Annotated in this window: 30 protein-coding genes; 18 read left to right on the forward strand and 12 right to left on the reverse strand. The window is 72.3% G+C overall.

Features of this window, described 5'->3' with window-relative positions; translation table 11 throughout:
• The first annotated feature begins 44 nt into the window (after positions 1 to 44).
• The 6 genes from OG946_RS19425 to OG946_RS19450 all read left to right on the forward strand — a co-directional run bounded on the left by OG946_RS19425 (position 45) and on the right by OG946_RS19450 (position 4,543).
• The gene (locus tag OG946_RS19425) at positions 45 to 1,496 is read left to right on the forward strand and encodes a N,N-dimethylformamidase beta subunit family domain-containing protein (protein WP_326797328.1); all 1,452 of its coding nucleotides are present in this window, start codon (positions 45 to 47) and stop codon (positions 1,494 to 1,496) included.
• 207 nt (positions 1,497 to 1,703) lie between these two features.
• Positions 1,704 to 1,910, forward strand: a complete 207-nt coding sequence (locus tag OG946_RS19430) for a hypothetical protein (protein ID WP_326797329.1) — start codon at positions 1,704 to 1,706, stop codon at positions 1,908 to 1,910.
• Positions 1,894 to 2,418 (forward strand): DUF6879 family protein, encoded by a 525-nt coding sequence (locus OG946_RS19435; RefSeq protein ID WP_326797330.1) that lies wholly within the window; start codon positions 1,894 to 1,896, stop codon positions 2,416 to 2,418. The genes OG946_RS19430 and OG946_RS19435 overlap by 17 nt, the downstream gene beginning before the upstream one ends.
• On the forward strand, positions 2,402 to 3,238 hold the full coding sequence (locus OG946_RS19440) for a helix-turn-helix domain-containing protein (protein WP_326797331.1): 837 nt from the start codon (positions 2,402 to 2,404) through the stop codon (positions 3,236 to 3,238). The genes OG946_RS19435 and OG946_RS19440 overlap by 17 nt, the downstream gene beginning before the upstream one ends.
• Before the next feature lie 222 nt (positions 3,239 to 3,460).
• On the forward strand, positions 3,461 to 3,835 hold the full coding sequence (locus OG946_RS19445) for a glycine-rich domain-containing protein (RefSeq protein WP_326797332.1): 375 nt from the start codon (positions 3,461 to 3,463) through the stop codon (positions 3,833 to 3,835).
• A 150-nt stretch (positions 3,836 to 3,985) separates the two neighbouring features.
• A complete protein-coding gene (locus OG946_RS19450; protein ID WP_326797333.1) occupies positions 3,986 to 4,543 on the forward strand; it encodes a class I SAM-dependent methyltransferase in 558 nt (185 codons plus the stop codon).
• 100 nt (positions 4,544 to 4,643) lie between these two features.
• On the opposite strand, the gene OG946_RS19455 is transcribed toward OG946_RS19450, so the two are convergent.
• Positions 4,644 to 5,015, reverse strand: coding sequence for an ATPase (locus tag OG946_RS19455; RefSeq protein ID WP_326797334.1), 372 nt, complete (start codon positions 5,013 to 5,015; stop codon positions 4,644 to 4,646).
• Positions 5,012 to 5,440 carry an ATP-binding protein gene (locus tag OG946_RS19460; protein ID WP_326797335.1) on the reverse strand — a complete coding sequence of 143 codons (429 nt, stop codon included), beginning with the start codon at positions 5,438 to 5,440 and terminating at the stop codon, positions 5,012 to 5,014. The genes OG946_RS19455 and OG946_RS19460 overlap by 4 nt, the downstream gene beginning before the upstream one ends.
• Positions 5,441 to 5,805: 365 nt before the next feature.
• Between OG946_RS19460 and OG946_RS19465 the strand changes: the two genes are divergently transcribed.
• The 3 genes from OG946_RS19465 (at position 5,806) to OG946_RS19475 (ending at position 7,494) form a co-directional block, all read left to right on the forward strand.
• The gene (locus OG946_RS19465; RefSeq protein WP_326797336.1) at positions 5,806 to 6,666 is read left to right on the forward strand and encodes a helix-turn-helix domain-containing protein; all 861 of its coding nucleotides are present in this window, start codon (positions 5,806 to 5,808) and stop codon (positions 6,664 to 6,666) included.
• A gap of 6 nt (positions 6,667 to 6,672) precedes the next feature.
• Entirely contained in the window at positions 6,673 to 6,912 is a 240-nt protein-coding gene (locus tag OG946_RS19470; RefSeq protein ID WP_326797337.1) for a DUF397 domain-containing protein, read from the forward strand.
• 249 nt (positions 6,913 to 7,161) lie between these two features.
• Positions 7,162 to 7,494: a hypothetical protein gene (locus tag OG946_RS19475; protein ID WP_326797338.1), complete on the forward strand. Its 333-nt coding sequence runs from the start codon at positions 7,162 to 7,164 to the stop codon at positions 7,492 to 7,494.
• A gap of 239 nt (positions 7,495 to 7,733) precedes the next feature.
• Here the strand turns inward: OG946_RS19475 and OG946_RS19480 are convergent, their stop codons facing one another.
• Positions 7,734 to 8,012 carry a helix-turn-helix domain-containing protein gene (locus tag OG946_RS19480; RefSeq protein WP_326797339.1) on the reverse strand — a complete coding sequence of 93 codons (279 nt, stop codon included), beginning with the start codon at positions 8,010 to 8,012 and terminating at the stop codon, positions 7,734 to 7,736.
• Positions 8,013 to 8,235: 223 nt separating this feature from the next.
• Positions 8,236 to 8,514 carry a hypothetical protein gene (locus tag OG946_RS19485; protein WP_326797340.1) on the reverse strand — a complete coding sequence of 93 codons (279 nt, stop codon included), beginning with the start codon at positions 8,512 to 8,514 and terminating at the stop codon, positions 8,236 to 8,238.
• Between the two features lie 48 nt (positions 8,515 to 8,562).
• Between OG946_RS19485 and OG946_RS19490 the strand changes: the two genes are divergently transcribed.
• Entirely contained in the window at positions 8,563 to 9,039 is a 477-nt protein-coding gene (locus OG946_RS19490) for an oxidoreductase (protein WP_326797341.1), read from the forward strand.
• 111 nt (positions 9,040 to 9,150) lie between these two features.
• The gene (locus tag OG946_RS19495; protein ID WP_326797342.1) at positions 9,151 to 10,068 is read left to right on the forward strand and encodes a phosphoribosylaminoimidazolesuccinocarboxamide synthase; all 918 of its coding nucleotides are present in this window, start codon (positions 9,151 to 9,153) and stop codon (positions 10,066 to 10,068) included.
• A gap of 5 nt (positions 10,069 to 10,073) precedes the next feature.
• Here OG946_RS19495 and OG946_RS19500 read toward each other — a convergent pair whose 3' ends face one another.
• The 3 genes from OG946_RS19500 to OG946_RS19510 form a co-directional block, all read right to left on the reverse strand.
• Positions 10,074 to 10,736 carry a TetR/AcrR family transcriptional regulator gene (locus OG946_RS19500; RefSeq protein WP_326797343.1) on the reverse strand — a complete coding sequence of 221 codons (663 nt, stop codon included), beginning with the start codon at positions 10,734 to 10,736 and terminating at the stop codon, positions 10,074 to 10,076.
• Between the two features lie 94 nt (positions 10,737 to 10,830).
• The gene (locus OG946_RS19505) at positions 10,831 to 11,637 is read right to left on the reverse strand and encodes a sugar phosphate isomerase/epimerase family protein (RefSeq protein WP_326800313.1); all 807 of its coding nucleotides are present in this window, start codon (positions 11,635 to 11,637) and stop codon (positions 10,831 to 10,833) included.
• Between the two features lie 185 nt (positions 11,638 to 11,822).
• Positions 11,823 to 12,749 carry a Ppx/GppA phosphatase family protein gene (locus OG946_RS19510; protein WP_326797344.1) on the reverse strand — a complete coding sequence of 309 codons (927 nt, stop codon included), beginning with the start codon at positions 12,747 to 12,749 and terminating at the stop codon, positions 11,823 to 11,825.
• Positions 12,750 to 12,900: 151 nt separating this feature from the next.
• Here OG946_RS19510 and OG946_RS19515 point away from each other — a divergent pair, with 151 nt between their 5' ends.
• On the forward strand, positions 12,901 to 13,614 hold the full coding sequence (locus tag OG946_RS19515; RefSeq protein ID WP_442814633.1) for a hypothetical protein: 714 nt from the start codon (positions 12,901 to 12,903) through the stop codon (positions 13,612 to 13,614).
• Positions 13,615 to 13,766: 152 nt separating this feature from the next.
• Here the strand turns inward: OG946_RS19515 and OG946_RS19520 are convergent, their stop codons facing one another.
• Positions 13,767 to 15,617, reverse strand: coding sequence for a sigma-70 family RNA polymerase sigma factor (locus OG946_RS19520; RefSeq protein WP_326797346.1), 1,851 nt, complete (start codon positions 15,615 to 15,617; stop codon positions 13,767 to 13,769).
• Positions 15,618 to 15,690: 73 nt separating this feature from the next.
• Positions 15,691 to 16,269, reverse strand: coding sequence for a phosphatase PAP2 family protein (locus OG946_RS19525; protein ID WP_326797347.1), 579 nt, complete (start codon positions 16,267 to 16,269; stop codon positions 15,691 to 15,693).
• Positions 16,270 to 16,396: 127 nt separating this feature from the next.
• On the opposite strand from OG946_RS19525, the gene OG946_RS19530 reads away from it, so the two are divergent.
• Positions 16,397 to 17,272, forward strand: coding sequence for a hypothetical protein (locus OG946_RS19530; RefSeq protein WP_326797348.1), 876 nt, complete (start codon positions 16,397 to 16,399; stop codon positions 17,270 to 17,272).
• A gap of 185 nt (positions 17,273 to 17,457) precedes the next feature.
• On the opposite strand, the gene disA is transcribed toward OG946_RS19530, so the two are convergent.
• Positions 17,458 to 18,582 carry a DNA integrity scanning diadenylate cyclase DisA gene (disA, locus tag OG946_RS19535; protein WP_326797349.1) on the reverse strand — a complete coding sequence of 375 codons (1,125 nt, stop codon included), beginning with the start codon at positions 18,580 to 18,582 and terminating at the stop codon, positions 17,458 to 17,460.
• Between the two features lie 110 nt (positions 18,583 to 18,692).
• A complete protein-coding gene (gene radA / locus OG946_RS19540) occupies positions 18,693 to 20,147 on the reverse strand; it encodes a DNA repair protein RadA (RefSeq protein WP_326797350.1) in 1,455 nt (484 codons plus the stop codon).
• A gap of 160 nt (positions 20,148 to 20,307) precedes the next feature.
• Between radA and ilvD the strand changes: the two genes are divergently transcribed.
• Together ilvD and OG946_RS19550 are read left to right on the forward strand one after the other, a co-directional pair.
• The gene (gene ilvD / locus OG946_RS19545) at positions 20,308 to 22,161 is read left to right on the forward strand and encodes a dihydroxy-acid dehydratase (RefSeq protein WP_326797351.1); all 1,854 of its coding nucleotides are present in this window, start codon (positions 20,308 to 20,310) and stop codon (positions 22,159 to 22,161) included.
• 179 nt (positions 22,162 to 22,340) lie between these two features.
• On the forward strand, positions 22,341 to 22,844 hold the full coding sequence (locus tag OG946_RS19550; protein WP_326797352.1) for a hypothetical protein: 504 nt from the start codon (positions 22,341 to 22,343) through the stop codon (positions 22,842 to 22,844).
• Between the two features lie 31 nt (positions 22,845 to 22,875).
• On the opposite strand, the gene OG946_RS19555 is transcribed toward OG946_RS19550, so the two are convergent.
• A complete protein-coding gene (locus tag OG946_RS19555) occupies positions 22,876 to 23,475 on the reverse strand; it encodes a TetR/AcrR family transcriptional regulator (RefSeq protein ID WP_326797353.1) in 600 nt (199 codons plus the stop codon).
• 115 nt (positions 23,476 to 23,590) lie between these two features.
• Between OG946_RS19555 and OG946_RS19560 the strand changes: the two genes are divergently transcribed.
• From OG946_RS19560 to OG946_RS19570, 3 genes are all read left to right on the forward strand, one after another.
• Positions 23,591 to 24,805: an MFS transporter gene (locus OG946_RS19560; RefSeq protein WP_326797354.1), complete on the forward strand. Its 1,215-nt coding sequence runs from the start codon at positions 23,591 to 23,593 to the stop codon at positions 24,803 to 24,805.
• Between the two features lie 112 nt (positions 24,806 to 24,917).
• Positions 24,918 to 25,322: an ArsR/SmtB family transcription factor gene (locus OG946_RS19565; RefSeq protein ID WP_326797355.1), complete on the forward strand. Its 405-nt coding sequence runs from the start codon at positions 24,918 to 24,920 to the stop codon at positions 25,320 to 25,322.
• On the forward strand, positions 25,319 to 25,612 hold the full coding sequence (locus OG946_RS19570) for a hypothetical protein (protein ID WP_047017074.1): 294 nt from the start codon (positions 25,319 to 25,321) through the stop codon (positions 25,610 to 25,612). The genes OG946_RS19565 and OG946_RS19570 overlap by 4 nt, the downstream gene beginning before the upstream one ends.
• Positions 25,613 to 25,664: the final 52 nt, after the last annotated feature.

A 25,664-nucleotide genomic window follows, 5' to 3' on the forward strand; every position in this document is an offset into this window, starting at 1 on the left:
CTGGACTCGCCGATCCACGCGGGGGCGAGGGAGGGAATCGGCCCGTGGCTCACGACAGCATCCGGCGATGGGAGTCCGGGGCGCTCGCGCATGCGGTCTCCGACCCGTTCGCGGCGGGGCCGCTGCCGTGGCTGCACGCCGGGGAGGAGTCCTTCGAGGACGGCCGCCTGGTCCCCTGGTACGTCGACGCCGCCACCACCGGCGACGGCGGTGTCCACCTCGCGAACGACGTACTCCAGCAGATCAAGGGATTCGCGGCGCCCTCCTGCGCCGAGCCCGGCGAATCGATCGACTTCCGCATCTCCGTCGACCCGCCGCAGGAGTTCGCCGTCGACATCTACCGCATCGGCCACTACGCGGGCGACGGCGCGGCGAAGGTGACGAGCAGCCCGCGGCTCGCCGGCATCGTGCAGCCGGTGCCGCTGGCCGCCGGGCGCACGGTCTCCTGCCACCACTGGTGGCTGTCCTGGCGGCTGCAGATCCCGTCGTACTTCTCCCCGGGCGCGTACGTCGCGGTGCTCACCACCGCCGACGGCCACCGCTCGCACGCGCCGTTCACCGTCCGCTCCACCGAGCCCGCCGACCTGCTCCTGCTGCTGCCGGACGTCACGTGGCAGGCGTACAACCTCTATCCCGAGGACGGCCGTACGGGCGCCAGCCTCTACCACGCCTGGGACGACGAGGGCTGCCTCCTCGGCGAGCCGGAGGCCGCCACCACGGTCTCCTTCGACCGGCCCTACGCGGGCGCCGGGCTGCCGCTGCACGCCGGCCACGCCTACGACTTCATCCGCTGGGCCGAGCGCTACGGCTACGACCTCGCGTACGCGGACGCCCGCGACCTGCACGCCGGCCGGGTCGACCCGACGCGCTACCGCGGCATCGTCTTCCCCGGCCACGACGAGTACTGGTCGGTGCCGATGCGCCGGGCCGCGGAGAAGGCCAGGGACGCGGGCACGTCGCTGGTGTTCCTCTCCGCCAACACCATGTACTGGCAGGTCGGCCTCGCCCCCTCCGCGGCCGGCGAGCCCGACCGGCTGCTGCACTGCACCAAGCGCCAGGGTCCGGGCCGCCCGGCGCTCTGGCGCGAACAGGGCGCGCCGGAGCAGGAGTTGCTGGGCGTGCAGTACGTGGGCCGGGTGCCGGAGCCGCGCCCCCTGGTCGTACGGAACGCGGACCACTGGCTGTGGGAGGCGACCGGCGCCCTGGAGGGCGACGAGCTGCCCGGCCTGGTCGCGGGCGAGGCGGACCGCTACTTCCCGCGCGCCCCGCTCCCGAAGCACACCGGGCGCAAGCTGCTGGCCCACTCGCCGTACCCGGACTCGCGCGGCATGCGGCGGTATCAGGAGACGTCGCTGTACGAGACGCCGGCGGGCGGGCTGGTCTTCGCGGCGGGCACGTTCGCGTGGTCGCCGGCACTGGACCGTCCTGACCACGTGAACCCGGTGATCCAGCGGGCGACCGCGAACCTGCTGGACCGTATCTGCAAACGGGACTGAGCGCACTCACCATCAGACGCGGCTCACTCCGGCCGCCTGGCCCTCGCTGCTCTCAGACACGCACCGAGACCACGGAACTCCTCGGCTTCCGACCGTGTTTATGCAAAGACGCGCATAGCCGCGTTCCTGCATAGACGGTCCACCCGCTCCGCTCGTACGGTCGTGACGACCGGCCCGTAAGGGGCCCACACCAAGGGGTTCGTGGCTATGGCTCGTGAGGAACTGATGCGACTGACCGGCACCGGGAGCGGCAACTGCAACAACGACGACTGCCCGAACGTCTACCGGACCACCTCCGGCTCGTTCGTGGTCCAGGGGGACGTGTCCGAGGCGTTCACCGCGCCGGACGGCGAAGGGCTCGTTGAGGTTCCCGAAGAGACCCTGAGGGAGGCGTTTCGTGCTCTTGGATGGTGAAGCCTGGACAACCAAGGTTCAGGGCTTCAAGCGGGAGGCATGGCGACTCGAAACTCTTCCCGTGTACAGGGTGCCGAGCGAGGACGGGGACATCCGGGAATTCCTGGCCGGGCAACGGCTCGATCCTGAGAACTACTCCTCCAGCTACACGGAGGGTCTGCGGAAGATCAAGGCGGAGGGGAAGTCCAAGGGGCGGGTCCACATCATCAGGCGGCCGCTTACGGACTATCTCCGCTTCGAGTTCATGTACTACGAGGTACATTCGCGAGCCGGGGACGACATTCGCATCCTGGACGTGACGGGTCGCCCCAACCCCCTCGAAGGGGTCCAGGATTTCTGGCTCTTCGACAGGTCTGAAGTCGTCCTCATGAATTATGAGGCGGACGGTACACAGATCAGCCGGGAATTGTACGATGGTGATCCGGCGCCATACATCGAATACCAGCGGATCGCTCTCATGGAATCGGTACCGTTCAGGGAGTACGTCAACGGTGCCCATCGAGCCTGACGAGTTGGACCGGTCGGGGCGTGAACTCGCGGCCATGCTCAAGCATCTCCGCAAGCAAGCCGGGCTCTCAGGCGCCCGGCTTGCCGCACGTTGCAACATGTCGCAATCAAAGATCAGCCGGATTGAGAGCAACAAAGGCCGTCTCTCACTCCTGGACGTTGAACAACTCCTCCGGGGACTCGATACCTCCCCTGCCGTTGCCGCCGAAGTGATGGCCATGGCTCGCATTGTGCAGACGGAATGGCAGGACGGGAGGACGCTCCGGAGGAAGGGGCTCGACAAGAAGCAGTTGCAGCTAGCCGGACTTGAAGCATCATCCACAACGTTCCGGTACTTCCTGCTATCCATGATCACCGGACTTCTGGCTACGCCTGAATACGTTCGTGCCAGCCTGGCACAGGCACCCCCGGAGCAGCAGGCCAAAGCCGTGGCCATGAAACTGGACAGGCAACGGGTCCTGTTCGATCGATCCAAACAGTTCACGTTCATTCTGACTGAACAGGCCGTCAGGTATCCGCTAGTCTCGCCAACTGAACTAGCCATGCAGATTGACCGGCTTGCGTCCTTCACGCATCAGCCGAACATCCGGCTCGGGGTCATCCCTATGGGAGTTCGCTTCGCCTCTGGGGCTCTGAACACCTTCACGGTCTATGACGAGACTCTGGCGACCGCCGAACTAGACCTGGGCGCCATCGTGTTCCGCGACCGTCGGGACGTACACGATCTGATCCGGCGCTTCACTGCCTACGAGGATCACGCGCTTTTCGGCGAGCGGGCCAGAGAACACCTTGTTGCCTGGGCAGCAGATTGCCGCCGGTGATCTTTATTCGACAACGCGCATATCGGGCCATGTCAGTCCGGAATCGAGGGAGCATCTTCGAATCCCGCCCTGACCACTCAGGCATGAGTGAGCGGCCGGGGCGGGTTCCATCACCCGGGCACGAGCATGTGAAGGGATCCGCCGATGGCAACAGCGGTACAGGCCCGAGACACCCGAACCTGCGTCCCCACTCAGGTGTGGGACCGGGAGGTCCGACTCATCATGCGGGATCACGCGACGGGGCGTGACCTGGCTGAACGCATCTTCGGTCAGGCCATCGCCTACCTGGTGACCTCTGCGGAATGCCCCGAGGTCCGCCTGGGGCCCTCTCAGGCTGTGGACCTGGGTGTCCACTCGTTCGTGCTCGACTCGATCAACTACATGGCGTTCTGCGACCGGTACGCGGGACGCTACATCCACCACGTTCCGCACCTGCCGGGGGAGGGCACGCAGGAGCCGCCCGCGCTGCGGGATACGGTCAAGGCGATCCGGGCTTGCGGCTTCGCGATCGACCCGGAGCTGTGGACCACGAAGGACGCGGCTGATTGCTCCCAGTGCCACGCCGGGTGCACGGACAGCCCCAACAGCGGGAAGTAGCAACACAGGCGGACAGGGATGACCCCCCCGGAGACGGGGGGGCATCCCCGTGAGCGGAGGTTCTGGATGGAGGCCGTTGATGCCTGGGAGCGATACGCCCGGGGCCGGACACCACGGAGGAAGGCCAACGCTTCCGGTGCCCGGACGTGGTTGAACTGGACGCAGTACCCCGACCACGGCCCCGACGAATCGATCCTCGGTGATCTCCATGGCCGCACCATCCTGGAACTGGGCTGCGGTACGGGCTGCAACCTGGCCCACCTGTCCACCCTCGGGGCCACCTGTACCGGTGTGGACATTGCTCCCAGCCAGCACAGGAAGGCCGTAGACCGATGGGGCCACCTTTCCGGCATCACCTTCCACACGGCAGAAGTGACCGACTATCTGACCCGTACGGCCGGGCCGTTCGATGTGGTGCTGTCCATCTTCGGCCCTGTCTGGTTCACGGACCCTGAACGGTTCCTTCCGCTGATCCGTAAGAGACTGTCGCCTGACGGCGTACTGGCCTTCTCCCACAAACCTCCAACGGCCGGCACCCAGGTGGTGGGAGCTCTGCGGGAGGCCAAGGCGGTGACCAGGTGGGACTACACGCCAGAGGAGTGGTCTGCCTCCCTGGCCTCTTCCGGATTCTCGGAGATCGAAGCCGAGACCATCGCTCCCCCGGAAGGAAAGGACACGGGAACTCTCCTTGTCAGGGCCTACGCGTGAGGACCCCGCTCGTCCGGGACGGAGACCCGGAAGGGCCGGATGCTGTCGTCCGGTGACGTTGTCGTGGCCGGAGCCTGGACGGCGCGGCAACGCGTACCGGTTACGGCCCGCATGGCACCCCCTCGTGACGGTGTTCCACCGTCACGAGAACGAGCCCGTTGTCCATCTGCCGCTGCATCGTGGCCGCGACCGCCGCGGCAAGACGCCCGTCGGCGCACCCCACGCCCACGACGACCGGCCCGTCGCAGGACCCGGAGCCGCTGCGGTAGGCGGCCAGCACGGGGATGACCCCCTCGACCAGCTCGGGCAGCCCGTCCGTCTCGGACACCAGGCGGTCAGGGTCGCGCGACTCGGGGGAGTCACCGAAGTGGGCGCGCAGGTCGAGGACGATGTGTGCGTCGGGGACCGGCCGCCCGTGCGCGTAGCCGAAGCTCAGGAGGCGTACGGCGACGGGAGGGTCGGCTGTGATCACCATTGATTCCCTTCGGGGGAGTGTGAGCAGATCGCGGGGACGGCCAGTTGCGCCCACACGCTGGTGCCCGCGGATCTGCGAACCGCGCCCCACCGGTCCGCGAGCGCCTCGACCATGGCCAGCCCGCGGCCGGAGAGCGCGAGGTCGTCACCGGGACCGTCCCGGCGATCGACCGCTCGGGCTGTTCGGGCCGGCCCTTGGTCGACCACCCGGACCGTCAGCCGCCGCAACTCCCGTCCGGTGAGCTGCACGGCCACGACGATCTGCGAACTGTCGGTGTGCACGAGCGCGTTGGTCGTCAGCTCGCTGGCGATCACCAAGGCGTCGTACGCCCGCTCGGCGGGAATCTGCCAGGCGCCCAGCCAGGACCGGACGATCTCCCGAGCACACCCGGGCGTTGTCGTGGAGCGCCCGGGCAACACCACGGACGCCTGCCGGCTCCCCCGTCGACCGGCCGCTTGTACCGCGAGGAGATCGTGGGCGACGCCCGCGACGTGCGCGCCTCGCTGCCGGATCACGAGCACACCGCACGGGTCATGAGTCGCCTCGCCTTCGGGGTTCACCCGGCAACAGCGATCAACAGACTGCTGCGGGTTCGCTACTGTTTCGTGACGCGATTTCCGTTAGAGTCTGCTGTGGGATCCCAAGAAGCAAGCCCGCCAGAGGAATTGACCACTTTCGAGTGACCAGGGCCCCGGGAGTGACGGACGTGACCGACGAACTCACCGGTGGTACGGCAGACTTGCGCCCGGCAAAGCCCTGATGAGGACGCGGCACGAGAGGACAGCGGATGAGCGACCCGAGCGGCCCCACGGTCCGGCGCCGCCGACTGGGGTCCGAGCTGCGTCGACTCCGCGAACAGGCCGGCCTCGACCAACTCGCCGCGGCACGGGACCTGGAGTGCTCGAACTCCAAGATCAGCCGCATCGAACTGGGCCAGGGGCTCCCCAAGATGATCGAGCTGCGCAGTCTGCTCGATCTGTACGGGGTCACCGACGAGGACGAACGCGCGAAGATCCTGGAGATCCGCAAGGAGGCCAGCGAAATCGGCTGGTGGGAACAGGCGGAGTACGAGACGGTCCTCCCCTCCGGCCTCGGGGTCTACGTCGGTCTGGAGTACGACGCCCGCTCTGTCCGAGCATGGGAACTCGGTTACGTGCCCGGCCTGTTGCAGACCGAGTCATACGCGCGAGCAGTCCTCGGCAGCAGCGGCCTCAAGACTGCGGACGAGGTTGGCCGGCTCGCCCGGGTGCGCATCCAACGCCAGCAGCGACTTACGGCCAAATCCAACCCGGTGGAGCTGGTGGCAGTGGTCGACGAGGCCGCGCTCCTACGTCCTGTGGGTGGCCGGGCGGTCATGCGCGACCAACTCGCCCACCTGCTCAGCACAGCCGAGATGCCGAACGTCACCCTGCAGATCCACCCCTTGGACTCAAGCGCGCACGCGGGCATGCTGGGGGCGTTCACCCTGCTGAACTTCGGCGACTCCGAACCGGTCGTGGGCTACGTCGAGTCCCCCGCCGGGAACAACTTCCTGGAGCGCGACAGGCAGACGCGCATGCTTGTCCATACCTTCGACCGCTTGAGAGCGGGTGCTCTCGACCCCGGCGATTCCGCGGCGCTCCTGGCCGAACTCGCCGCAAAGGAGTAGATGACCATGGCACGAGCCAACCCGCCCACACCCCCGGCTGTGAATCCCGACGACCTCACGTGGATAAAGGCGACGGCATCCGGCGAGAACGGCGCTTGCGTCGAACTCGCCCCGGCAAGCGACGGCTGGATCGCCCTGCGGGACAGCAAGAACCCCGACGTCCCCCCGCTGCTGTACACCCGAACCGAACTCGCCGCGTTCCTCGACGGCGCCAAGGGCGGCGAGTTCGACCACCTGCTGACGTAGCAGGCCGACTCTCCTGCCGGGACTCCCGACCGCGGCGACGGGCGCCGAAGGCGTGATCGTCAGACTCTGTCAAGGTTCCATCCAGGACGGTATGGCAGGTTGCACCTGTCAACGAAGCGGCTCGAAGAGTGCGTGAGGGTGCCCTTCGAGCCGCTTCACCACAGGGAGGGAATGCACGGAATGAAGTCACAGGTGAAGCGTGTGATGTCTGCAGCCGCCGCCGCAGTCAGTGCGGCGACCTTGGCGACGATGACACTCACGAGCGGAACGGCGGCCGCCGACTCGGGAATCCGCTGGCTGTACGACGACCACCACCATTGTGGCGGCCAATGGATCTCCTCGACCAACACCTTCCGTCTCAAGGACGCCGAGGAAAACAACCTCTTCTGCTACATCCCCTACTCGTTCAAGGAAAGTCACGATCCCGAGTCCCGCGTTGCGCTGTCCCCCGACGTCGACCAGGAATGGCACAACATCCCGGTCGCGAACCCGGAAGGCGACAAGTGGGTCTTCTTCAGGGTCTGCGAGGAGATCTCCGGTGCTCCCGACAACTGCCTGGACTGGAAGCGGTACCTCACCTGACAGTGAGCCCGTGCCGACCTTACTCGCGAGCGGTCGGGCCAGTTGACCGCGAGGGGGCCACGTCGAAAGGCAGTCCTCAGCATCGGCCCCGTCGTCACTTGTAACGGTGGCGTCGGGGCCGGGTGCTGAACGGACGCGACCTCGGCTCCGCCAACGCCGTGTGAGAGGTCGGATCGATCATGTGCACCCGACCGACTTGCTGCCCGGCATCTTGTCGACGTGCTGGAAAGCGGTCGAGATCAGGTCGCGGACCGCGCTTCCGTACACCGCGGACTGCGGCAACACACCCGGACGTCGTCCTCGCTGACGTTCTGCTTGCCGTTCTCGATGCGCGAGACCTTGGATTCTTGCCACCCGGTGGCGTGGGCGAATGCCCGGCCGCTCGCGAACCCCGCATCCTTGCGGAACCCGCGCACCCGGGCACCCAGCGCCTGTCGTGCCGCCTCTGCTTGGTTGCTCACCGATGTGTCAGGGCTTGTACGCGCGATGCGGAACGGCCAGGGACTACGGCCGGTCACGTAACCGGACGCACTCGGCGACCACGTCCGGCGATTCGATGATCTGCGAGCCGAGCACCCGGCGGTCGTCGGACATGCGCTTCGAGAGCATCGTGTGTGTGGGAACAGCTCCCGTGGCACGCAGGAACGGAACCACGGCGGCCCGCCCGGAAAGGGCGATCGGACCTCCACCAACCCGTTCAGGGTTATGCGAATCTCGCGCGCGAATTTCTCGCATGTTCGCCTATGCCCAACCGGATATGCAGAGTCCGACGAGGAACCGGTCCTGCCCGTCGGCGGCGCCGGTGCCGACCGCGGCGCCCAGCGCGTCGGCCTGCGGCTGCGGCAGCCTGTCGGCGCGGTCGAGCACGGGCCGCAGCAGTTGGTGCAGCGCCGCGAACGCAAGCCCCTGCTCGGCCTGCCAGCCCACCGCGCGCAGCACGGTGAAGCCGCGCCGCCGCGCCTCGCCCTCGGCGTACGCGAGCAGCGACGACTTGCCGATGCCGGCCTCGCCGCGCAGCACGAGGCTCTGCCCGCGCCCGTCCGCGGCGGCGCCGAGTCCGTACGGGCCGTGAGCGAGGCCGTCGGCGCGGACCGCACGGCGCTGCGCATCTCGCCCGGCAACGAGGCCAACGGCGTCGCCGAGACCGACACGGCCGAGCTGTACGCGGCGCTGCTCACGGCGCTGGCCCCGTACCCGCTGGCCTACCTGCACACCCTGGAGGCCCGTCCGGGGCTGCGCGGCGTGACCGAGCAGGTACGCCGCGGGTGGGCGGGCCCGCTGATGCTGAACTCGGCGCACCACGGCGGCGGCGACCCGGTCGCGGAGGCGGCGGAGCTGGTCGCGGCGGGCACCGCGGACCTCGTGTCCCTCGGCGCGCGCTGGCTGGCCAACCCCGACCTGCTCGCCCGGGCCCGGGCCGGCGGGCCGTACAACGAGGCCGACGAGGCCACGTACTACGGGGGCGACCACCGCGGGTACACGGACTACCCCGCGCTCACGCCCCTGGCGCCCGCCCCCGCGCCCGCGCCCGCGCCCGCCGGCTGAGCGGGCCACCCGGCCACCGGGCTGTCGGGCTGCCGGGCCGCCTGGCCGGGGTGCCGGTGCGGCGATGCGAGACAATTCGACTGTCGCATCGGCAGAGCCCCGGAGGGATCCGTGCCCGGTTTCGTGGAGAAGCCCCAGCCCGTACCCGTGCCCGGCCTCGTGCACCTGCACACGGGCAAGGTACGGGACCTGTACGAGGACGCCGCCGGCCGCCTGGTGATGGTCGCCAGCGACCGGATCTCCGCGTACGACTGGGTGCTCCCCACCGAGATCCCCGACAAGGGCCGGATCCTGACCAGGCTGTCGCTGTGGTGGTTCGAGCGGATCGCCGACATCGTGCCGCACCACGTGCTCTCCACCGAGCTGCCCGAGGGCGCCCCCGCCGGCTGGGCGGGGCGCGCCCTGGTGTGCCGGCGGCTGCGGATGGTGCCGGTGGAGTGCGTGGCCCGCGGCTATCTGGCGGGCTCGGGGCTCGCGGAGTACGTGGAGTCGGGCGCGGTCTGCGGCGTCGACCTGCCGCCGGGGCTGACCGACGCCTCGGCGCTGCCCGCGCCGGTCTTCACGCCGGCGACGAAGGCGGAGGTGGGGGAGCACGACGAGAACGTCACGTACGACGAGGTGGTGCGCCGCGTCGGCCCGCTGGTCGCGGCGGAGCTGCGCCGGGTGACGCTGGAGGTGTACGGGCGCGGACGGGACCTCGCGCGCGGGCGGGGGCTGATCCTGGCGGACACGAAGTTCGAGTTCGGTTACACCGGCGACGCGATCGGCGAGGGCGAACTGGTCCTCGGCGACGAGGTGCTGACGCCGGACTCCTCGCGGTACTGGGCGATCGGCGCCTGGCGTCCCGGCCGGCCGCAGCCGGCCTTCGACAAGCAGTACGTACGCGACTGGCTGACGTCCGCCGAGTCCGGCTGGGACCGGCACGGCGAGGCGCCGCCGCCGGAGCTGCCCGCGGAGGTGGTGGAGCGTACGCGGGAGAAGTACGTGGAGGCGTACGAGCGGCTGACGGGGGAGCGCTGGGACGGCTGAGTCCGTCAGCTTCCCGGTGCCGAGAGGGCAGGCGGCGACGGCGGCCCGTCCATCAGGTGGTACTGCACGATCGGCGAAAGCCGGCGGATCAGCTCCTCCGGCTCCGCGGAGGCCATCGGTTCGAGCCGGACGATGTAGCGCAGCATCGCCGTCCCGACGAGCTGCGCCACCGCCAGCTCCGCGCGCATCTCGGCGTCGGGCTGCGGCAGCGACGGGGTGATGCGGCGCAGCAGGTTGCGCGTGACGATGCTGCGGAAGATCGCGGCCGCGGTCTCGTTGCTGACGGCGGAGCGGATGACGGCGAGTAAAGGCTCGCGCGAGAGCCGGTTCTCCCAGACGCCGAAGAAGAAGCGGGTCATGCGCTCGCCCGCGTCCTCCACCGGGCCGTCGACGACGATGTCCGGTATCGCCATCGCGGGCGCGAACGTGATCTCCAGCGCTGCTTCGAAGACCCGCTCCTTGGTGCCGAAGTAGTGGTGGACCAGCGCCGGGTCGACGCCCGCGGACTTGGCGATGCCGCGGATGGACGTCTTCTCGAAGCCGCGCGCGGCGAACTCGGAACGGGCCTTCGCCAGGATCCGGTCCCGGGTGCCCGGCCCGTCCTCGGCGGCGCCGCGGCGGGGGCGGCCCCGGCCGCGTTTCGGGAGGTCGGCGGCGTTCTCCGGCATCACGGGGCGGCTCCTGCCCCGGGCGCCTCGACGGCACCTTTCCCGGGCGCCACGACGACGCGCTTCGCGATGACGCGCTTCACGGCGACGCCCCTTACGACGACGCGCCGCGCGTGACCGGCGCCGCGAGGTTGAACCGGGTGAACGCCAGCGACTCCGCGAGGTCCGACTCGCGCTCCGCCGCCGACATCGCCCGCCGGGTGTTGATCTCCACCACGACCTGCCCGCCGAACCCCCGCGCCGCCAGCCGTTCCAGCATCTCGGCACACGGCTGGTTGCCCCGCCCGGGCACCAGGTGCTCGTCCTTGCCTGACCCCGAGCCGTCGGCCAGGTGCACGTGGCACAGCCGGTCGCCCATGCGGTCGGCCATCTCCAGCGCGTCGTTGCGGGCGGTGGCCGTGTGCGAGAGGTCAAGGGTGTGGTGGCGGTAGTCCTCGTTCGTGACGTCCCAGTCCGGCGCGTACGCGAGCATCTCCTTCTCGCGGTAGCGCCACGGGTACATGTTCTCCACCGCGAACTGCACCGCCGTCTCGTCGGCCATGCGCCAGATGCCGCGGACGAACTCGCGCGCGTACCCGCGCTGCCAGCGGAACGGCGGGTGCACCACGACCGTCTCGGCGCCCAGCCGCTCGGCGGCCGACTGCGCGCGCCGCAGCTTCTCCCACGGGTCCCGCGACCAGACGCGCTGCGTGATCAGCAGGCACGGCGCGTGGATGGCGAGGACCGGCACGCCGTGGTGGTCGGAGAGGCGGCGCAGCGCCTCGATGTCCTGGCTGACGGGATCCGTCCAGACCATGACCTCCACGCCGTCGTACCCGAGGCGGGCGGCGGTCTCGAAGGCGGTGGCGGTGGACTCGGGGTAGACGGAGGCGGTCGACAGGCTCACCCGCGCGTCGGGCACCGCGACCCCGCGCTCCGCGCTCCGCGGCTCGGCCTCGCCGCCGGCACCGTCCCCGGTTCCCCCGCCGGTCGCGTCACGCCCGGCCGATGTGCCGGTCTCGCCGGCTTCGCCATGCTCGTCGGTCCGGTAACGGGATGCTCCTGCCACGGAGACAGCGTACGCGGCGTCATCCGCGCCCCGCCCCGTCACGGCAACTGGTCCAGCCGCTTGAGGATGACCCCCTCGCGCAGCGCCCACGGGCAGATCTCCACCGTGTCCACGCCGAACAGGTCCATCGCCCCCTCCGCCACCAGCGCCCCCGCGAGCAACTGCCGCGCCCTGCCCTCCGACACCCCCGGCAGCTCCGCCCGCTCCGCGGCCGGCATCGCCGCCAGCCGCGGCACCCACTCCTCCAGCGCCTTCGCCGACAGCGCCCGGTGCGTGTAGAGCCCCTCCGCGGACCGGGCCGCGCCCGCGATCCGCGCGAGCTGCCGGTACGTCTTGGACGTGGCCACCACGTGATCCGGCTCACCGAGCCGGCTGAACTCGCTGACGACCCGGGCGATCTGCGCGCGCACGTACCGCCGCAGCGCCCGTACGTCGTCGGGGTCCGGCGGGTCCCCCGGCAGCCAGGCGGTGGTCAGCCGGCCGGCGCCGAGCGGCAGCGACACCGCCTTGTCGGGGTCCTCGTCGATCCCGTACGCGATCTCCAGCGACCCGCCGCCGATGTCCAGGACCAGCAGCTTCCCGGCCGACCAGCCGAACCAGCGCCGCGCGGCCAGGAACGTCAGCCGCGCCTCCTCCTCGCCGGTGAGCACGGTGAGCTTCACCCCGGTCTCGTCGGCGACGCGCGCGAGCACGGATTCGGCGTTGGCCGCCTCGCGGACCGCGGAGGTCGCGAACGGGAGCACGTCTTCTGCGCCCTTGTCCTCCGAAACCTGCAGCGCCTCGTGGATCGTGGCGATCAGCCGCCCGACCCCGTCGTCGGCGATGGCGCCCTCCTCGTCGAGGAGTTCCGCGAGCCGCAGTTCCGCCTTGTGCGAGTAGGCCGGCAGCGGCCGGGCACCGGGGTGCGCATCCACCACCAGCAGGTGCACCGTGTTCGAGCCCACATCGAGAACGCCGAGTCGCATAACGGGAAACGCTAGCGCCTTGCCGCGCGGCCGTACGCTGGGTCCCGTGAGCAAGAGGAAGAAACAGGGCAAAACGCAAGCCGGTTCGGGCGTCGTACGCGAGAATGCCGCGCGGTCGGAGGAGGTCGGGCTCGACTTCGCCCGCGCCTGGGTGGAGTTTCCCGACCCCGCAGACGACGAACAGGTCTTCCGCTGCGACCTGACGTGGCTGACGTCACGCTGGTCGTGCATCTTCGGCCGCGGCTGCCACGGCATCGACGCCGCGGGCCCCGACGACGGCTGCTGCACGCTGGGCGCGCACTTCTCCGACAAGGACGACGAGAAACGGGTCGCCGGCCATGTGCGCCGGCTCACACCGGAGCTGTGGCAGCACCACGCCGAGGGCCTGGGCCCGGACGGCTGGACCGAGACCGACGAGGACGGCGAACGCAAGACCCGCCGCGTGGACGGCGCCTGCGTCTTCCACAACCGCGCCGGCTTCCCCGGCGGCACGGGCTGCGCCCTGCACCTGCTGGCGCTCCGCGAGGGCCGCGAGCCGCTGGAGACCAAGCCGGACGTCTGCTGGCAGTTGCCGGTCCGCCGCTCCTACGAGTGGATCACGCGCCCGGACGACACCAAGGTCCTCATGGTCTCGATCGGCGAATACGACCGCCGCGGCTGGGGCCCGGGCGGCCACGACCTCCACTGGTGGTGCACCTCGGCCCCGTCGGCCCACGGCGGCGGCCAGGCGGTGTACGAGTCGTACCGCCCGGAGCTGGTGGAACTGATGGGCGAGAGGGCCTACGCCCGCCTGGCAGAACTCTGCAAGGACCGCCTGACCGCAGCCCGGCACGCCCCCCTCCCGGCCCCGCACCCGGCGGACTGAGGGCCCGTACGGGACGGGACGGCCGCGGGCGCCGGGCCGGGATGCACGCGGCCTGAGCTTGCGGCGCGCGACGGTACGGGCGGTGCGGGCCCTCAGTCCGCCGGTCCGCCGCGCCTTTCTGCGGTCTGGTGCGCCCGGTGCCGCCGGGTCCGTCAGCCGGTCGGTGACGGGGCTCCCGAGGTGTCCGTGGGGCTCGGGGGTGGGTCGGAGGGGGGTGGTGGCGTGGGGTCCGGGGGTGAAGGGGACGGGTCCGGGGGTGAGGGGCTGGGGTCCGGGTCGGACGGGGACGGGCCGGGGTCCGACGGGCTGGGGTCCGGGTCCGAGGGGGACGGGGCCGGGTCCGACGGGCGCGGGCTGCCCGGTGGGGAGTGGGGCGGCGGCTTCGGGTGGGTCGGGGCGGGGGCGCCGCCCGGGCTCGTACGGCCGCTGCCCGCGCCCGTGATCAGGATCGCCGCGCCGCCCGGGGACACGTACACCCGCGCCTGCCAGCCCGTCCGCGGCTCGCTCGCCTCCGCCACCGTCACCGCGACCGTGGTCGCCTCGCCCGGCCGTAGCGTCCCGTACGTCGCGCTGAAGCGCAGCCACCCCGCGTCCGTACCCACCCGCCAGTCGACCGGCGTCCCGCCTGACGCCCGCAGCCGCAGGTACGTCGTCTCCCCGGCCGGCCACGCCTCCACCGTCAGCCGGCCCGGGCCCATCCCCGGCCGGCCCGGGGTCGGGCCGCCGCGGTCGACGACCTCCACCGACACGTCGGGGTGATTGCCGTCCGGCGACGGCGGCGCGGATTCGTCGTGCGCGCTGCCGGCCTTCTCCACCGGGCGGCCGTCCAGCGACTCCGGCTCGTCCGCGTCCGCGCTCGGCGGCGGCCAGCCCGACTCCGCCTCGCCGGTCGCGGGCGCGCCGCGGTTCGCCGCCCACAGCGCCAGCACCGGCGCCGCGATGACGGTCGCCACGACCGTCGACGTCACCGCCCGGGAGCGCAGCCGGCCCCGGCGGGCGGCGCGGTGCCGGGGGTCGCGGGGGTAGCCGCGGCGGTCGAAGCGCGGGGCGTGCACGAAGCGGGTGCGCTGGGCGAGCAGCATCGCCGCGTACGCGGCCGCGCGGGGCGCCTCCAGCACCGGCAGCGGTCCGTCGGGCCGCGCGGCGCGCAGCGTACCCGGCCAGGCCCAGCCCGCACCCGCGCGCTCGGCGGCGCGGCGGCACTCGGCGCAGTCGTCGACGTGCCGGACCAGCTCGCGGCTCAGGGCGGCGCTGAGGAACAGCCGGCTGTCGCCGGCGAGCCGGGCGATGGCGGGGCAGCCGTGCTGGTCGACGACGGCGAGCGCGGCGCGGGTCCGTTCGACCTCGGCGGCGGCGGTGGAGAGCAGCACGCGGGCGGCGTCGGGGTGCTGGCCGAGCACCGTGGCGACCTCCTCGGCGGGCAGCCGGTGGCGTACGGCCAACTCCAGCGCCTCGCGCTGCTCGGGCGTCGTGCCGGCGGCCTCGGGCCAGGCGAGCGCGGCCAGTTCGCGGCGGCGCAGGCGGGCGTCGGCTTCCGCGGTGGCTTCTCCGTCAGCTTCCGGTGCGGCTGCCGACGTGGCGGCGGGCACCGGGTCCGCGGCGGCCTCCGCCCCCGGCACCGCCCCCGCCGTACTGGCGGATCGCTTCTCCTCGGCCTCCGCGGCGGGCCGCCGCTGCGCCGGGCGGTGCGCCGGCCGCTGGCCGGGCCTGGGCAGCGTGCGCTGCGCCGCTCGCTGCCCCGGCTTCTGGTCCAGGCGGCGCACACAGGCCCAGCGCGCCAGCGAGTACAGCCAGGGCCGCCACTCGGCGGGCGTCGTGGGCCGCCGCCGCGGCTGGCGTTCGGCGATCGCGAGGACGTCGCCGAGGGCGGCGACGGCGTCGTCGTGGTCGCACAGCACCGACATGCAGTAGGTGAACAGGCCGTCCAGGTAGGGCTCGTACTGCTCGGGCGGGCGCTGTGGCGGCGGCTGCCGGGCGGGTTCGGGGTCGGGGCTGCTCGTCACCCCGCGAACGTAGGCGCATAGTCGCGTACGGATCGGGGTAGTTCGGCGACTTTCGCCCCTACGGGTGACGTTGTCACTCAATGGGGGACGTGGTACCCGTCAGAGTGCCCGCGCCCCGCCGGCGGCGGCTCCCGGCACCCCCGATCCGTACCCGCGCGAGGGCCGCGCACGGCGCCGCGACGGCCGCGCCCAGCGCCAGGCCCGCCGCCACGTCGAGCGGGTAGTGCACGCCGACGAAGACCCGCGACGCCGCCAGCAGCACGGCGAACGGCAGCACCCACCCCGCGATCCGCGGCCACGCCACCGCCAGCGCGACGGCCGCGGCGCCGGCGATCGTCGCGTGGTTGCTGGGGAACGACCAGTCGCCCGGCGGCGGGCAGTCCGCCAGCGGCGCCGCGGCCCCGTGCACCGCCCGGCACGGCCGCTCCCGTTCCACCCACACCTTCAGCAACTCGCTGAGCCCGTACGCCCCGACCGTGCCCGCCGCCCCCGCGACGACCGGCGCGCGCCGCGGCGCCGCCCACCACGCAGCGGCGAACAGCGCGGCCAGCAACAGCAGACCGGCGTCCGTGCCGTATTCGGCAAGCGCGTGCAGCCAGTCGGGGGTGCGGCGGGCGAGGGACGTGACGTCGCGGTACAACTCGTCGTTCATGTCCGGACGGTACGAAGCGTGTTCGGCTCACCACTTCCGGCGAAAGTCAGTACGCTCCCCTGACGAAAGTCAGACCGCGCGGCGGGTACGGGACCGCCTTGCGCCCCAAGTCTCGTAAGGTTTCCGCGTGGGATCTTTCCGCCGTCCTGTCGGTCCGCTGCCGTCCGCCATCTACTGGCGGCGCCGCGCGGTCCTGCTCGGCCTGCTCGCCGTGCTCGCGATCTTCGCGATTCTGGTCATCAACCTCGGGGGCGGCAGCGAGAACGCCGCCAACGAGGGCAAGAACCCCGCCGAGTCGATCACGCCGGGGCCGACCGACGACTCGTCGGTGATCGACAACCCGCCCGGGGGCCGCGACGAGGACGGCGGCTCGGGCGACTCCGAAGGCTCAGGCGGCTCGGGCGACGAGGACGGCGGCGGCTCCGGCGACTCCGAGGGCTCGGGCGGCTCCGGCGGCTCCGGTGACGGTGACGGCGGCGACTCCGGCGACGGCGAGGACGGCGGCTCCGCCGGCGGCGGCTCCGGGGCGGGCGGCGCGGGCTCCGCGGGCGGCGGCTTCGACGCCGGCTCGGACGGCGTGCCGGCCGGCTCGTCCATGGCCGCGTGCGCGGCGGACGACGTGGAGCTGACGCTGCGCAGCCAGGAGCGTTCGTACGCGCCGGGGGAGCGGCCGGTGTTCGAGCTGACCGCGGTCAACTCCGGTGACCGGGACTGCAAGCTGGACTTCTCGCCGACCTCGACGGTGCTCACGATCTCGGCGGCCGGCGGCGGCGCGAGCCAGTGGTGGGCGTCGGACGACTGCCCGTGGACGACCGACCCGATCCTGCTGGCGGTGCCGGCGGGCAGCGAGGTCTCGCGGACGTACGAGTGGGACATGCGGGCGAGCGAGCCGCGCTGCGCGACGCCGAAGGCGGGCACGGCGGGCGCGGGGAGCTACGAGGCGGAGGTCAGCGCGGACGGCTTGGCGACGGCGACGGCGCCGTTCGTGCTGGAGAAGGCGTAAGCGGGCGGCACGGCGCCCGCTGCGGCGGGGCATTGACCGGCCGTATGTTCCCCGGCGGCCTTCGGGCACGGCACGTTGACGGGGTACGTCTCCCTGAGGCCCCGGATACGCGACGTTGACCGCCGTACGCCTCATGGGGCGCTCCGCGACGGGGCGTTGACCTCCCCGGTCACGCGGCACTCGCGTCAGACGTAGCGCTCCAGGATCGACGACTCCGCCAGCCGCGACAGCCCCTCGCGCACCGAGCGGGCCCGCGCCTCGCCCACGCCGTCGACCGTCTGCAGGTCGTCCACGCTGGCGGCGAGCAACTTCTGCAGGCCGCCGAAGTGCTCCACCAGCCGGTCGATGACGGCGCTGGGGATGCGCGGCACCTTGGCCAGCAGCCGGTAACCCCGCGGCGAGACCGCGGCGTCGAGGGTCTCGGGCACTCCCGAGTAGCCCAGCGAGCGGGCCACGATGGGCAGTTCGAGCAGCTCGCCGTGGGAGAGCCGGTCCAGCTCGGTGAGGGCGCGGTCCACGGTGTGCGGGCGGCGGCCGGTGCGCTCGGGCACGTAGTCCCGGACGACGAGCTGGCGTTCCGGCTCGACACCCGCGATCAGCTCGTCGAGCTGGAGGGACAGCAGCCGGCCGTCGGTGCCCAGCTCGACCACGTACTCCGCGATCTCGGTGGCGATCCGGCGCACCATCTCCAGCCGCTGCGCGACGGCGGAGACGTCCCGCACCGTCACCAGGTCCTCGATCTCCAGCGCGGAGAGCGTGCCGGCGACCTCGTCCAGCCGGAGCTTGTACCGCTCCAGGGTGGCCAGCGCCTGGTTCGCCCGGGAGAGGATCGCGGCGGAGTCCTCCAGCACGCGCCGCTGGCCGTCGACGTACAGCGCGATGAGCCGCATCGACTGGCTGACGGAGACGACGGGGAAGCCGCTCTGGATCGACACCCGCTGCGCGGTGCGGTGGCGGGTGCCGGTCTCCTCGGTGGGGATCGAGGCGTCGGGCAGCAACTGCACGCCCGCGCGCTCGATCCGCGTGATGTCCTGGTCGAGGACTACGGCGCCGTCGAGCTTGCACAGCTCCCGCAGCCTGGTCGCGGTGAACTCGACGTCCAGCACGAAGCCGCCGGTGCAGATGGACTCGATGATCTTGTCCGTGCCCAGCACGATGAGCCCGCCGGTGTTGCCGCGGAGGACCCGCTCCAGGCCGTCGCGCAGCCCCGTGCCGGGCGCGACCGCGCTCAGCGCGGCCCTCACCGCGGCATCGGAGCCGGAACTGCCGCCGGCTCTGCCCGGGGCGCCCGCCCGGTCGCCTGCTGCCACTGGAACCCTCCGGAATCCTCCGGTCGTCGTTTCGGCGCTCTACGCGTGCGCCGGGCGGCGCACGCACGAGCCCCCTGCGCTCCCCCGCACGGAAGAGACCGGGGCAAAGTCTACCGGCGCGCCTCCTCGGGCTGCCGGGACTCCCTCGGCTCCCTCTCTCCGGCCGGCTCCCGGGACCCCCCGCCGGCGCGCCGCCGACCGGCGGGCAGCGCGCGCAACGCGTCCCCTATGTCCGCGACTTCCCGGACTTTCATGCCTGCGGGGACCTTGCCCGGATCCGCCGGTACGAGCGCCTGCGTGAACCCGAGCCGGGCCGCCTCCGCCAGCCGCCTGGCCACCCCGGTCACCCGCCGCACCTCGCCGGCGAGCCCCACCTCGCCGATCGCGACCAGGTTCTTCGGCAGGGGGGTGTCGCTGGCGGCGCTGGCCAGCGCGAGCGCGACGGCCAGGTCGGCGGCCGGCTCGGAGAGCTTCACCCCGCCGACGGTGGCGCTGTAGATGTCCCGCTTGGACAGCGCGCGGATGTCGCCACGCTGCTCCAGCACGGCCAGCATCATCGAGACCCGGGAGGTCTCGAGACCTGACGTGGTGCGCCGGGGGGAGGGGATCTGCGAGTCGACGGTGAGCGCCTGCACCTCGGCGACCAGCGGCCTGCGGCCCTCCAGGGTCACCGTCAGGCAGGTGCCGGGCACGGGCTCGTCCCGGCGGGTCAGGAACAGGCCGCTGGGGTCGGCGAGGCCGATGATGCCCTCGTCGTGCAGCTCGAAGCAGCCGACCTCGTCGGTCGCGCCGTACCTGTTCTTCATGCCGCGGACCAGCCGCAGCCGGGCGTGCCGGTCGCCCTCGATGTGCAGCACGACGTCCACCAGGTGCTCCAGCAGGCGGGGGCCCGCGATGGCGCCGTCCTTCGTCACGTGCCCGACGAGGATCGTGGCCATGCCGCGCTCCTTGGAGGCCCGGATCAGCGCGCCGGCGACCTCCCGCACCTGGGCCATGCCGCCGGGGGCGCCGTCGATCTCGCCGGAGGCGACGGTCTGCACGGAGTCCAGCACGAGCAGGGCGGGCTTGACCTCGTCGAGGTGGGCGAGGACGGCGGCGAGGTCGGTCTCGGCGGCCAGATACAGCCCGTCGCTCAGCGCCCCGATGCGGTCGGCGCGCAGCCGGACCTGGCCGGCGGACTCCTCTCCCGTCACGTACAGCGTGCGCTCGCCGCCGACCGCGGCCTTCGCGGCGACGTCGAGCAGCAGCGTCGACTTCCCCACGCCGGGCTCGCCGGCCATCAGCACCACCGCGCCGGGCACGAGCCCGCCGCCGAGCACCCGGTCCAGCTCCGGCACGCCGGTGGAGCGGGCCTCGACGCGGCGGGCGTCGACCTGCGCGATGGGCAGCGCCGGCGTCGTGACCCGGCCGGCGGTCGTGGTCTTGACCGCGGGCGCGCCGACCTCCTCGATCGTCCCCCACGCCTGGCACTCGGGGCAGCGGCCGAGCCACTTCACGGTGGACCAGCCGCACTCGGCGCAGCGGTACGCGGGGCGGTCCCTGCCGCCGCTCTTTCGGGAAGCCATGCGGATAACGTAGCGGGCCCCGCTGACACCGCCCGAAGTTGTCCACAGGCAGGGTGCGGCGGTACGACCGGCCAGTCCGGACTGTGGACAAACGGTCCGGACCGTGGGCAGGGGGCGTAGGCTCGAAGACTCGGATGTACCGCTTCCCCGGGAGGGAAACATGCCCGCGCTGAGGTCCCGTACCGTCACCCACGGCCGCAACATGGCGGGCGCCCGCGCCCTCATGCGCGCCTCGGGCGTAGCGAACGAGGACATCGGCAAGCCCGTCGTCGCGGTCGCCAACAGCTTCACCGAGTTCGTCCCGGGGCACACGCACCTGGCGCCCGTCGGCCGCATCGTCTCCGAGGCGGTCAAGGCCGCCGGCGCGGTGCCGCGCGAGTTCGACACGATCGCGGTGGACGACGGCATCGCCATGGGCCACGGCGGGATGCTCTACAGCCTGCCCTCGCGCGACCTGATCGCCGACTCCGTGGAGTACATGGTGGAGGCGCACTGCGCCGACGCCCTGGTCTGCATCTCCAACTGCGACAAGATCACCCCCGGGATGCTCATGGCCGCCCTGCGGCTGAACATCCCCACGGTCTTCGTCTCCGGCGGCCCCATGGAGGCCGGCCGCGCCACCCTCGTGGACGGCACGGTCCGCAAGCTCGACCTGATCGACGCCATGGTGGACGCGGCGAACGACGGTGTCTCCGACGCCGACGTGCTGCGTATCGAGGAGAACGCCTGTCCCACCTGCGGCTCCTGTTCCGGCATGTTCACCGCCAACTCGATGAACTGCCTGACCGAGGCCATGGGCCTCTCCCTGCCGGGCAACGGGTCGGTGCTCGCCACCCACACCGCGCGCAAGGCGCTCTACGAGGCCGCGGGCCGCACGGTCGTCGAGCTGACCACGCGCTACTACGAGCAGGACGACGAGACGGTCCTCCCGCGGCACGTGGCGAGCCGCAGCGCCTTCGAGAACGCGATGGCCCTCGACATCGCCATGGGCGGCTCGACGAACACGATCCTGCACCTGCTGGCCGCCGCCCAGGAGGCCGGCCTCGACTACGGGCTGGCGGACATCGACGCCGTCTCCCGCCGGGTGCCGTGCCTGGCCAAGGTCGCGCCGAACGTCGCCCCCGGCGGGACGTACTACATGGAGGACGTGCACCGCGCGGGCGGCATCCCCGCCATCCTCGGCGAGCTGTACCGCGCGGGACTGCTGAACGAGGACGTGCACGCGGTGCACGCCGACTCGCTCGCGGACTGGCTCAAGCGGTGGGACGTCCGCGGCGGCTCCCCGTCGCCCGAGGCCGTCGAGCTGTGGCACGCGGCGCCCGGCTGCGTGCGGTCGGCGACGGCGTTCTCGCAGTCCGAGCGCTGGGAGTCCCTGGACACCGACGCGGAGGGCGGCTGCATCCGCTCGCTGGAGCACGCGTACTCGAAGGACGGCGGTCTCGCGGTGCTCAAGGGCAACATCGCGGTGGACGGCGCCGTGGTGAAGACCGCGGGTGTCGACGCCTCGATCCTCACCTTCGAGGGCCCCGCCGTCGTCTGCGAGTCGCAGGAGGAGGCGTGCGACAAGATCCTCGGCAAGCAGGTCAAGGAGGGCGACGTCGTCGTCATCCGCTACGAGGGCCCCAAGGGCGGCCCCGGCATGCAGGAGATGCTCTACCCGACGTCGTTCCTGAAGGGCCGCGGCCTGGGCAAGGCGTGCGCGCTGGTCACCGACGGCCGCTTCTCCGGCGGTACGTCGGGGCTGTCCATCGGCCACGCCTCCCCGGAGGCCGCGGCGGGCGGCGCGATCGCGCTGGTCGAGGACGGCGACCTGATCCGTATCGACATCCCGAACCGCGGCATCGAGCTGCTGGTCGACGAGCAGACCCTCGCCGAGCGCCGGGCGGCCCTCGGCGGGCGGTACGCGCCGAAGAGCCGCGAGCGCAAGGTGTCCACGGCCCTGCGGGCGTACGCGGCGATGGCGACCAGCGCCGACAAGGGCGCGGTGCGGGACGTCACCAAGCTGGAGGGCTGAGCCCGGCGCGGCCCGCAGCGGCGGCCCCTCGCCCGCAGCGGCGAGACCCCTCCACCAACGGCGGGGCCTGCCCGCAGCGGTGCGGCCGCGCCCGTGCTCCGGCTCCGCCGGGGGCGGTGTTCGGCCCCGTCCCCAGGGGGGCGGGACGCGCCGCGGAGGGCTCCGCGATAATCGGGTGCGTGAGCGACAACCAGCAGTCCGAGAGCCAAGACGGCGCGCCGCTGCCCGAGCCCCTGCGGTTCTTCGGCACCACCTGGGTCGACCGCTCGCGCGGCTACTGGGCCCGCCGCGTCGGCGTCGCCGTCCTGGCCCTGGTGCTGGCCGCCGGCGGCGCGTTCGTGCTGGCGCTGTCGTACAACGGCCTGCAACTGGCCGACAGCGGCGGGATCATCCAGCTGCTGATGATCGCCGCCTTCGCGGTCTGCAGCTCGCTGGCCTTCACCCGCACCCTCGGCGGCTTCAGCCGCCCGCACGAGGCCGGGCCCGCGGACAGCTCGTGGCGGCCGATCCGGGTCATAGGCTTCGTCGGCGTGCTGCTGGCGTACGCGGTGCGGAGCTTCGTCGAGGCCCCGGGCGAGGGGATGCTGCGCCAGGACTACGAGCACCGGCTGGAGCAGCACGCGCGCCGCCGCTCGTCCCGTACGGGCAACCCGGCCAAGCGCAAGCGCAAGAAGCGCCGCTGACCCGCCCCGGGCCCCACGCCCCCCGCGCCGCCTACGCCTCCTCCCGCGCCCCCGCGTACGCCGCCACCCACCCGTCCGCCAGGTCCGCCAGCCGGTGCGCCGCCGCCGTGGTCCGCTCCCGGTCGCCCGTGTTGAGCATGTCGATCTGCAGCCCCGCGAAGGCCGCGTTGAGCAGCGTCGCGTAGCCCGTCGCCGCCTCCGCCGGCACCCCCCGGTCGCGGAACCAGCCCGCGACGAACTCCACCCGGTCCGCCAGCAGCCGCGACGTCGCCCCGCCCAGCCGGTCCCCGGCGGCGAGCCCCTCGATCTCGTGGATGAGCCGGGTGAGCGGCAGATGCTCGGGCGTCAGGTGGTACTCCCACGTGGCCCGTACGACCTCGCCCATGCCCATCTCGCCGTCCGCGCCGGGCAGCCGGGCCAGCCACTCCCGCTGCCGCTCGTCCAGCCGCGCCAGCGTGGCGGCCAGCAGGTCGGCCTTGTCGGCGAAGTGGTGCGTGAGCACCCGCGTGCTCTGCCCCAGCTCCTTGGCCAGCGGCCGCATCGACAGGGTGGCGAGGCCGTGGTCCACGAGGTAGTCGACGACCGAGTCGAGCAGGGCGGTCTTGCGGGCCGGGTCGGCTGGTCTGGGCATGGCACTCCTGGTACGGGTCGCCAGGACACCCGCGTACGTACCCATGGAGCGCACGTACGCGCAGGGCCCGGAAACCGGTGGACGCCGTTAGGGTAACGACTGTTACCTTAACGGCATGGACGAGAATCCCACCCTGCAGAAAGCCGCATCCCCCCTCCGCCGCTCCCTGCCGGGCTGGCTGATCGCGCTCACGCTGACGACCTTCACATTCTCCACCGACGACTACCTGGTCGCGGGTGTGCTCCCCGGCATCGCCGACGACCTGGACGTCTCCGAGGCCGCGGTCGGGCAGCTCGTCACCGTCTTCTCCCTGGTGCTCGCCCTCGCCGCCCCCGTCGCCTCCGTGCTCACCGCGACCTGGCCCCGCCGCCCGCTGTTCACCGTCGCCCTCGCGGTGTTCGCCGCCGCGAACTTCGCCATGCCGCTCGTCGCCTCGTTCCCCGTCCTCATGACCCTGCGCGTGGCCGCCGCGCTCGCCGCCGCCATCGTGGTGCCCGGCGCCCTCGGCGCCGCCGCGGCCCTCGCCCCGCCGGAGCGGCAGGGCCGCTACATGGGCACCGTCTTCGCCGGGCTGACCACGTCCTTGCTGCTCGGCGTCCCGCTCGGCACCTGGGTCGGCGCGGTCGCCGGCTGGCAGGGCGCGTTCGTCCTCGGCGGCCTCCTCGGGGTCGCCTCCCTGGCCGCCCTGTACGCGACCCTGCCCGAGCCGCCCCGCGGCGAGGCCCTGCGGCTGGCCGACCGGCTGACCCCGCTGGCCCGCCCCGCGCTGCTCGTCGGCCTCGCCGCCACCGCCGTCGCCGTACTCGGCAACCTGATGGTGGTCACGTACCTCGCCGTCTACCTCCGCGACCTCGCCGGCGTCGGCCCCACGGGGCTCGGCGTGATCTTCGTGCTGGCCGGTGCCGCCGGCATCGCCGGCAGCCAGCTCGGCGGCCCCGCCGCCGACCGGTGGGGCGCGGAGCGCGCGCTGCTGATGGGCTGCGGGGCGTTCGCGCTGGTGATGCTCGGGCTCGTCGCCTGCTGGCCGCTGCGCCCCGCGCCGCTGGTGCTGGTGGTGCCGCTGCTGCTGCTGTGGTCGGCGGCGGCCTGGTGGATCCCGCCGGCCGCCAGCGCCCGGCTGCTGCGCCTCGCAGGACCGGCCGGCGCCCAGGCCCTCGCGCTCAACAGCAGCGCCGTCTACCTCGGCGTCGCCGCCGGCGGCGCGGTCGGCGGCGTCCTCCTCGATGTGTACGGCAGCGGCGCGCTCCCGGCCGGCGCGGCGGCGGCGCAGCTCGTGGCGCTCGCCCTGTTCGGCCTCGCCTCCCGCCGGGCCACTCAGGGGAAACCCTGAGGCCCGCCCGGGGTCACCCCCAGACGACCCGGACATGTGTCAGTACTCTTTGACAGGTGGTCGTGACACCTGTCAGCTTGGACTTACACACCGACGCACGAAGGGGCCGCAGATGGCACGGACGCCCGCTCCGGCCCCGTCCGGAGACGAACTGCTCAAGGTCCTCGCCGCGCTCGGCAATCCGCACCGCCTGCGGATCGTCGCCGCGCTCCACGAGGGCCGGAACTACGTCAGCCGGCTGGCCCGCGAGATCGGCATGAGCCGCCCGCTGCTGCACATGCACCTGCAGCGGCTGGAGGCCGCGGGCCTGATCACCGGCTCGCTGGAGCTGTCGGAAGACGGCAAGGCGATGAAGTTCTACGAGGTGGTCTCGTTCCGGTACGAGCTGACCCCCGAGCTGATCGAGGAGGTCGCCCGCACCCTCGGCGACGGTGACGGCGAGCCGGAAGGCGAGCCCCCCGGGAAGGACAAGGCCGGCACCGGGAAGCCCGAGACGGTGAAAGAGGAAGCCACATGAACGAGCAGACGGTGCACCTCGCCGACAGCGGCGACACGGTCGGCGCCGTGGTCGGCGCGGTCGGTGCCGCCGGGTTCTTCGCGCTGCTGATCGTGGTGGTCTGGCAGATCGCCGCCACCTGGCGGGCCAAGATGCTCGCGGCCCGCGAGGAGCAGTACCGGCAGTTGGCCATCAAATACCAGCAGTTGCTGGAGGACAATCTCGAACTGCACCGCCGCAGCATCGACGAGCTCACCGAGGCTCGGCGCTCCATCACCTCGATGGAGAAGATGATGCGCGAGATCGAATAGCACCAGCATGCGTACGGGCCGGAAGCGGCAACTTCCGGCCCGTACGAGGACG

Source organism: Streptomyces sp. NBC_01808 (genome assembly GCF_035917395.1).
In the GTDB taxonomy this organism is placed as follows: domain Bacteria; phylum Actinomycetota; class Actinomycetes; order Streptomycetales; family Streptomycetaceae; genus Streptomyces.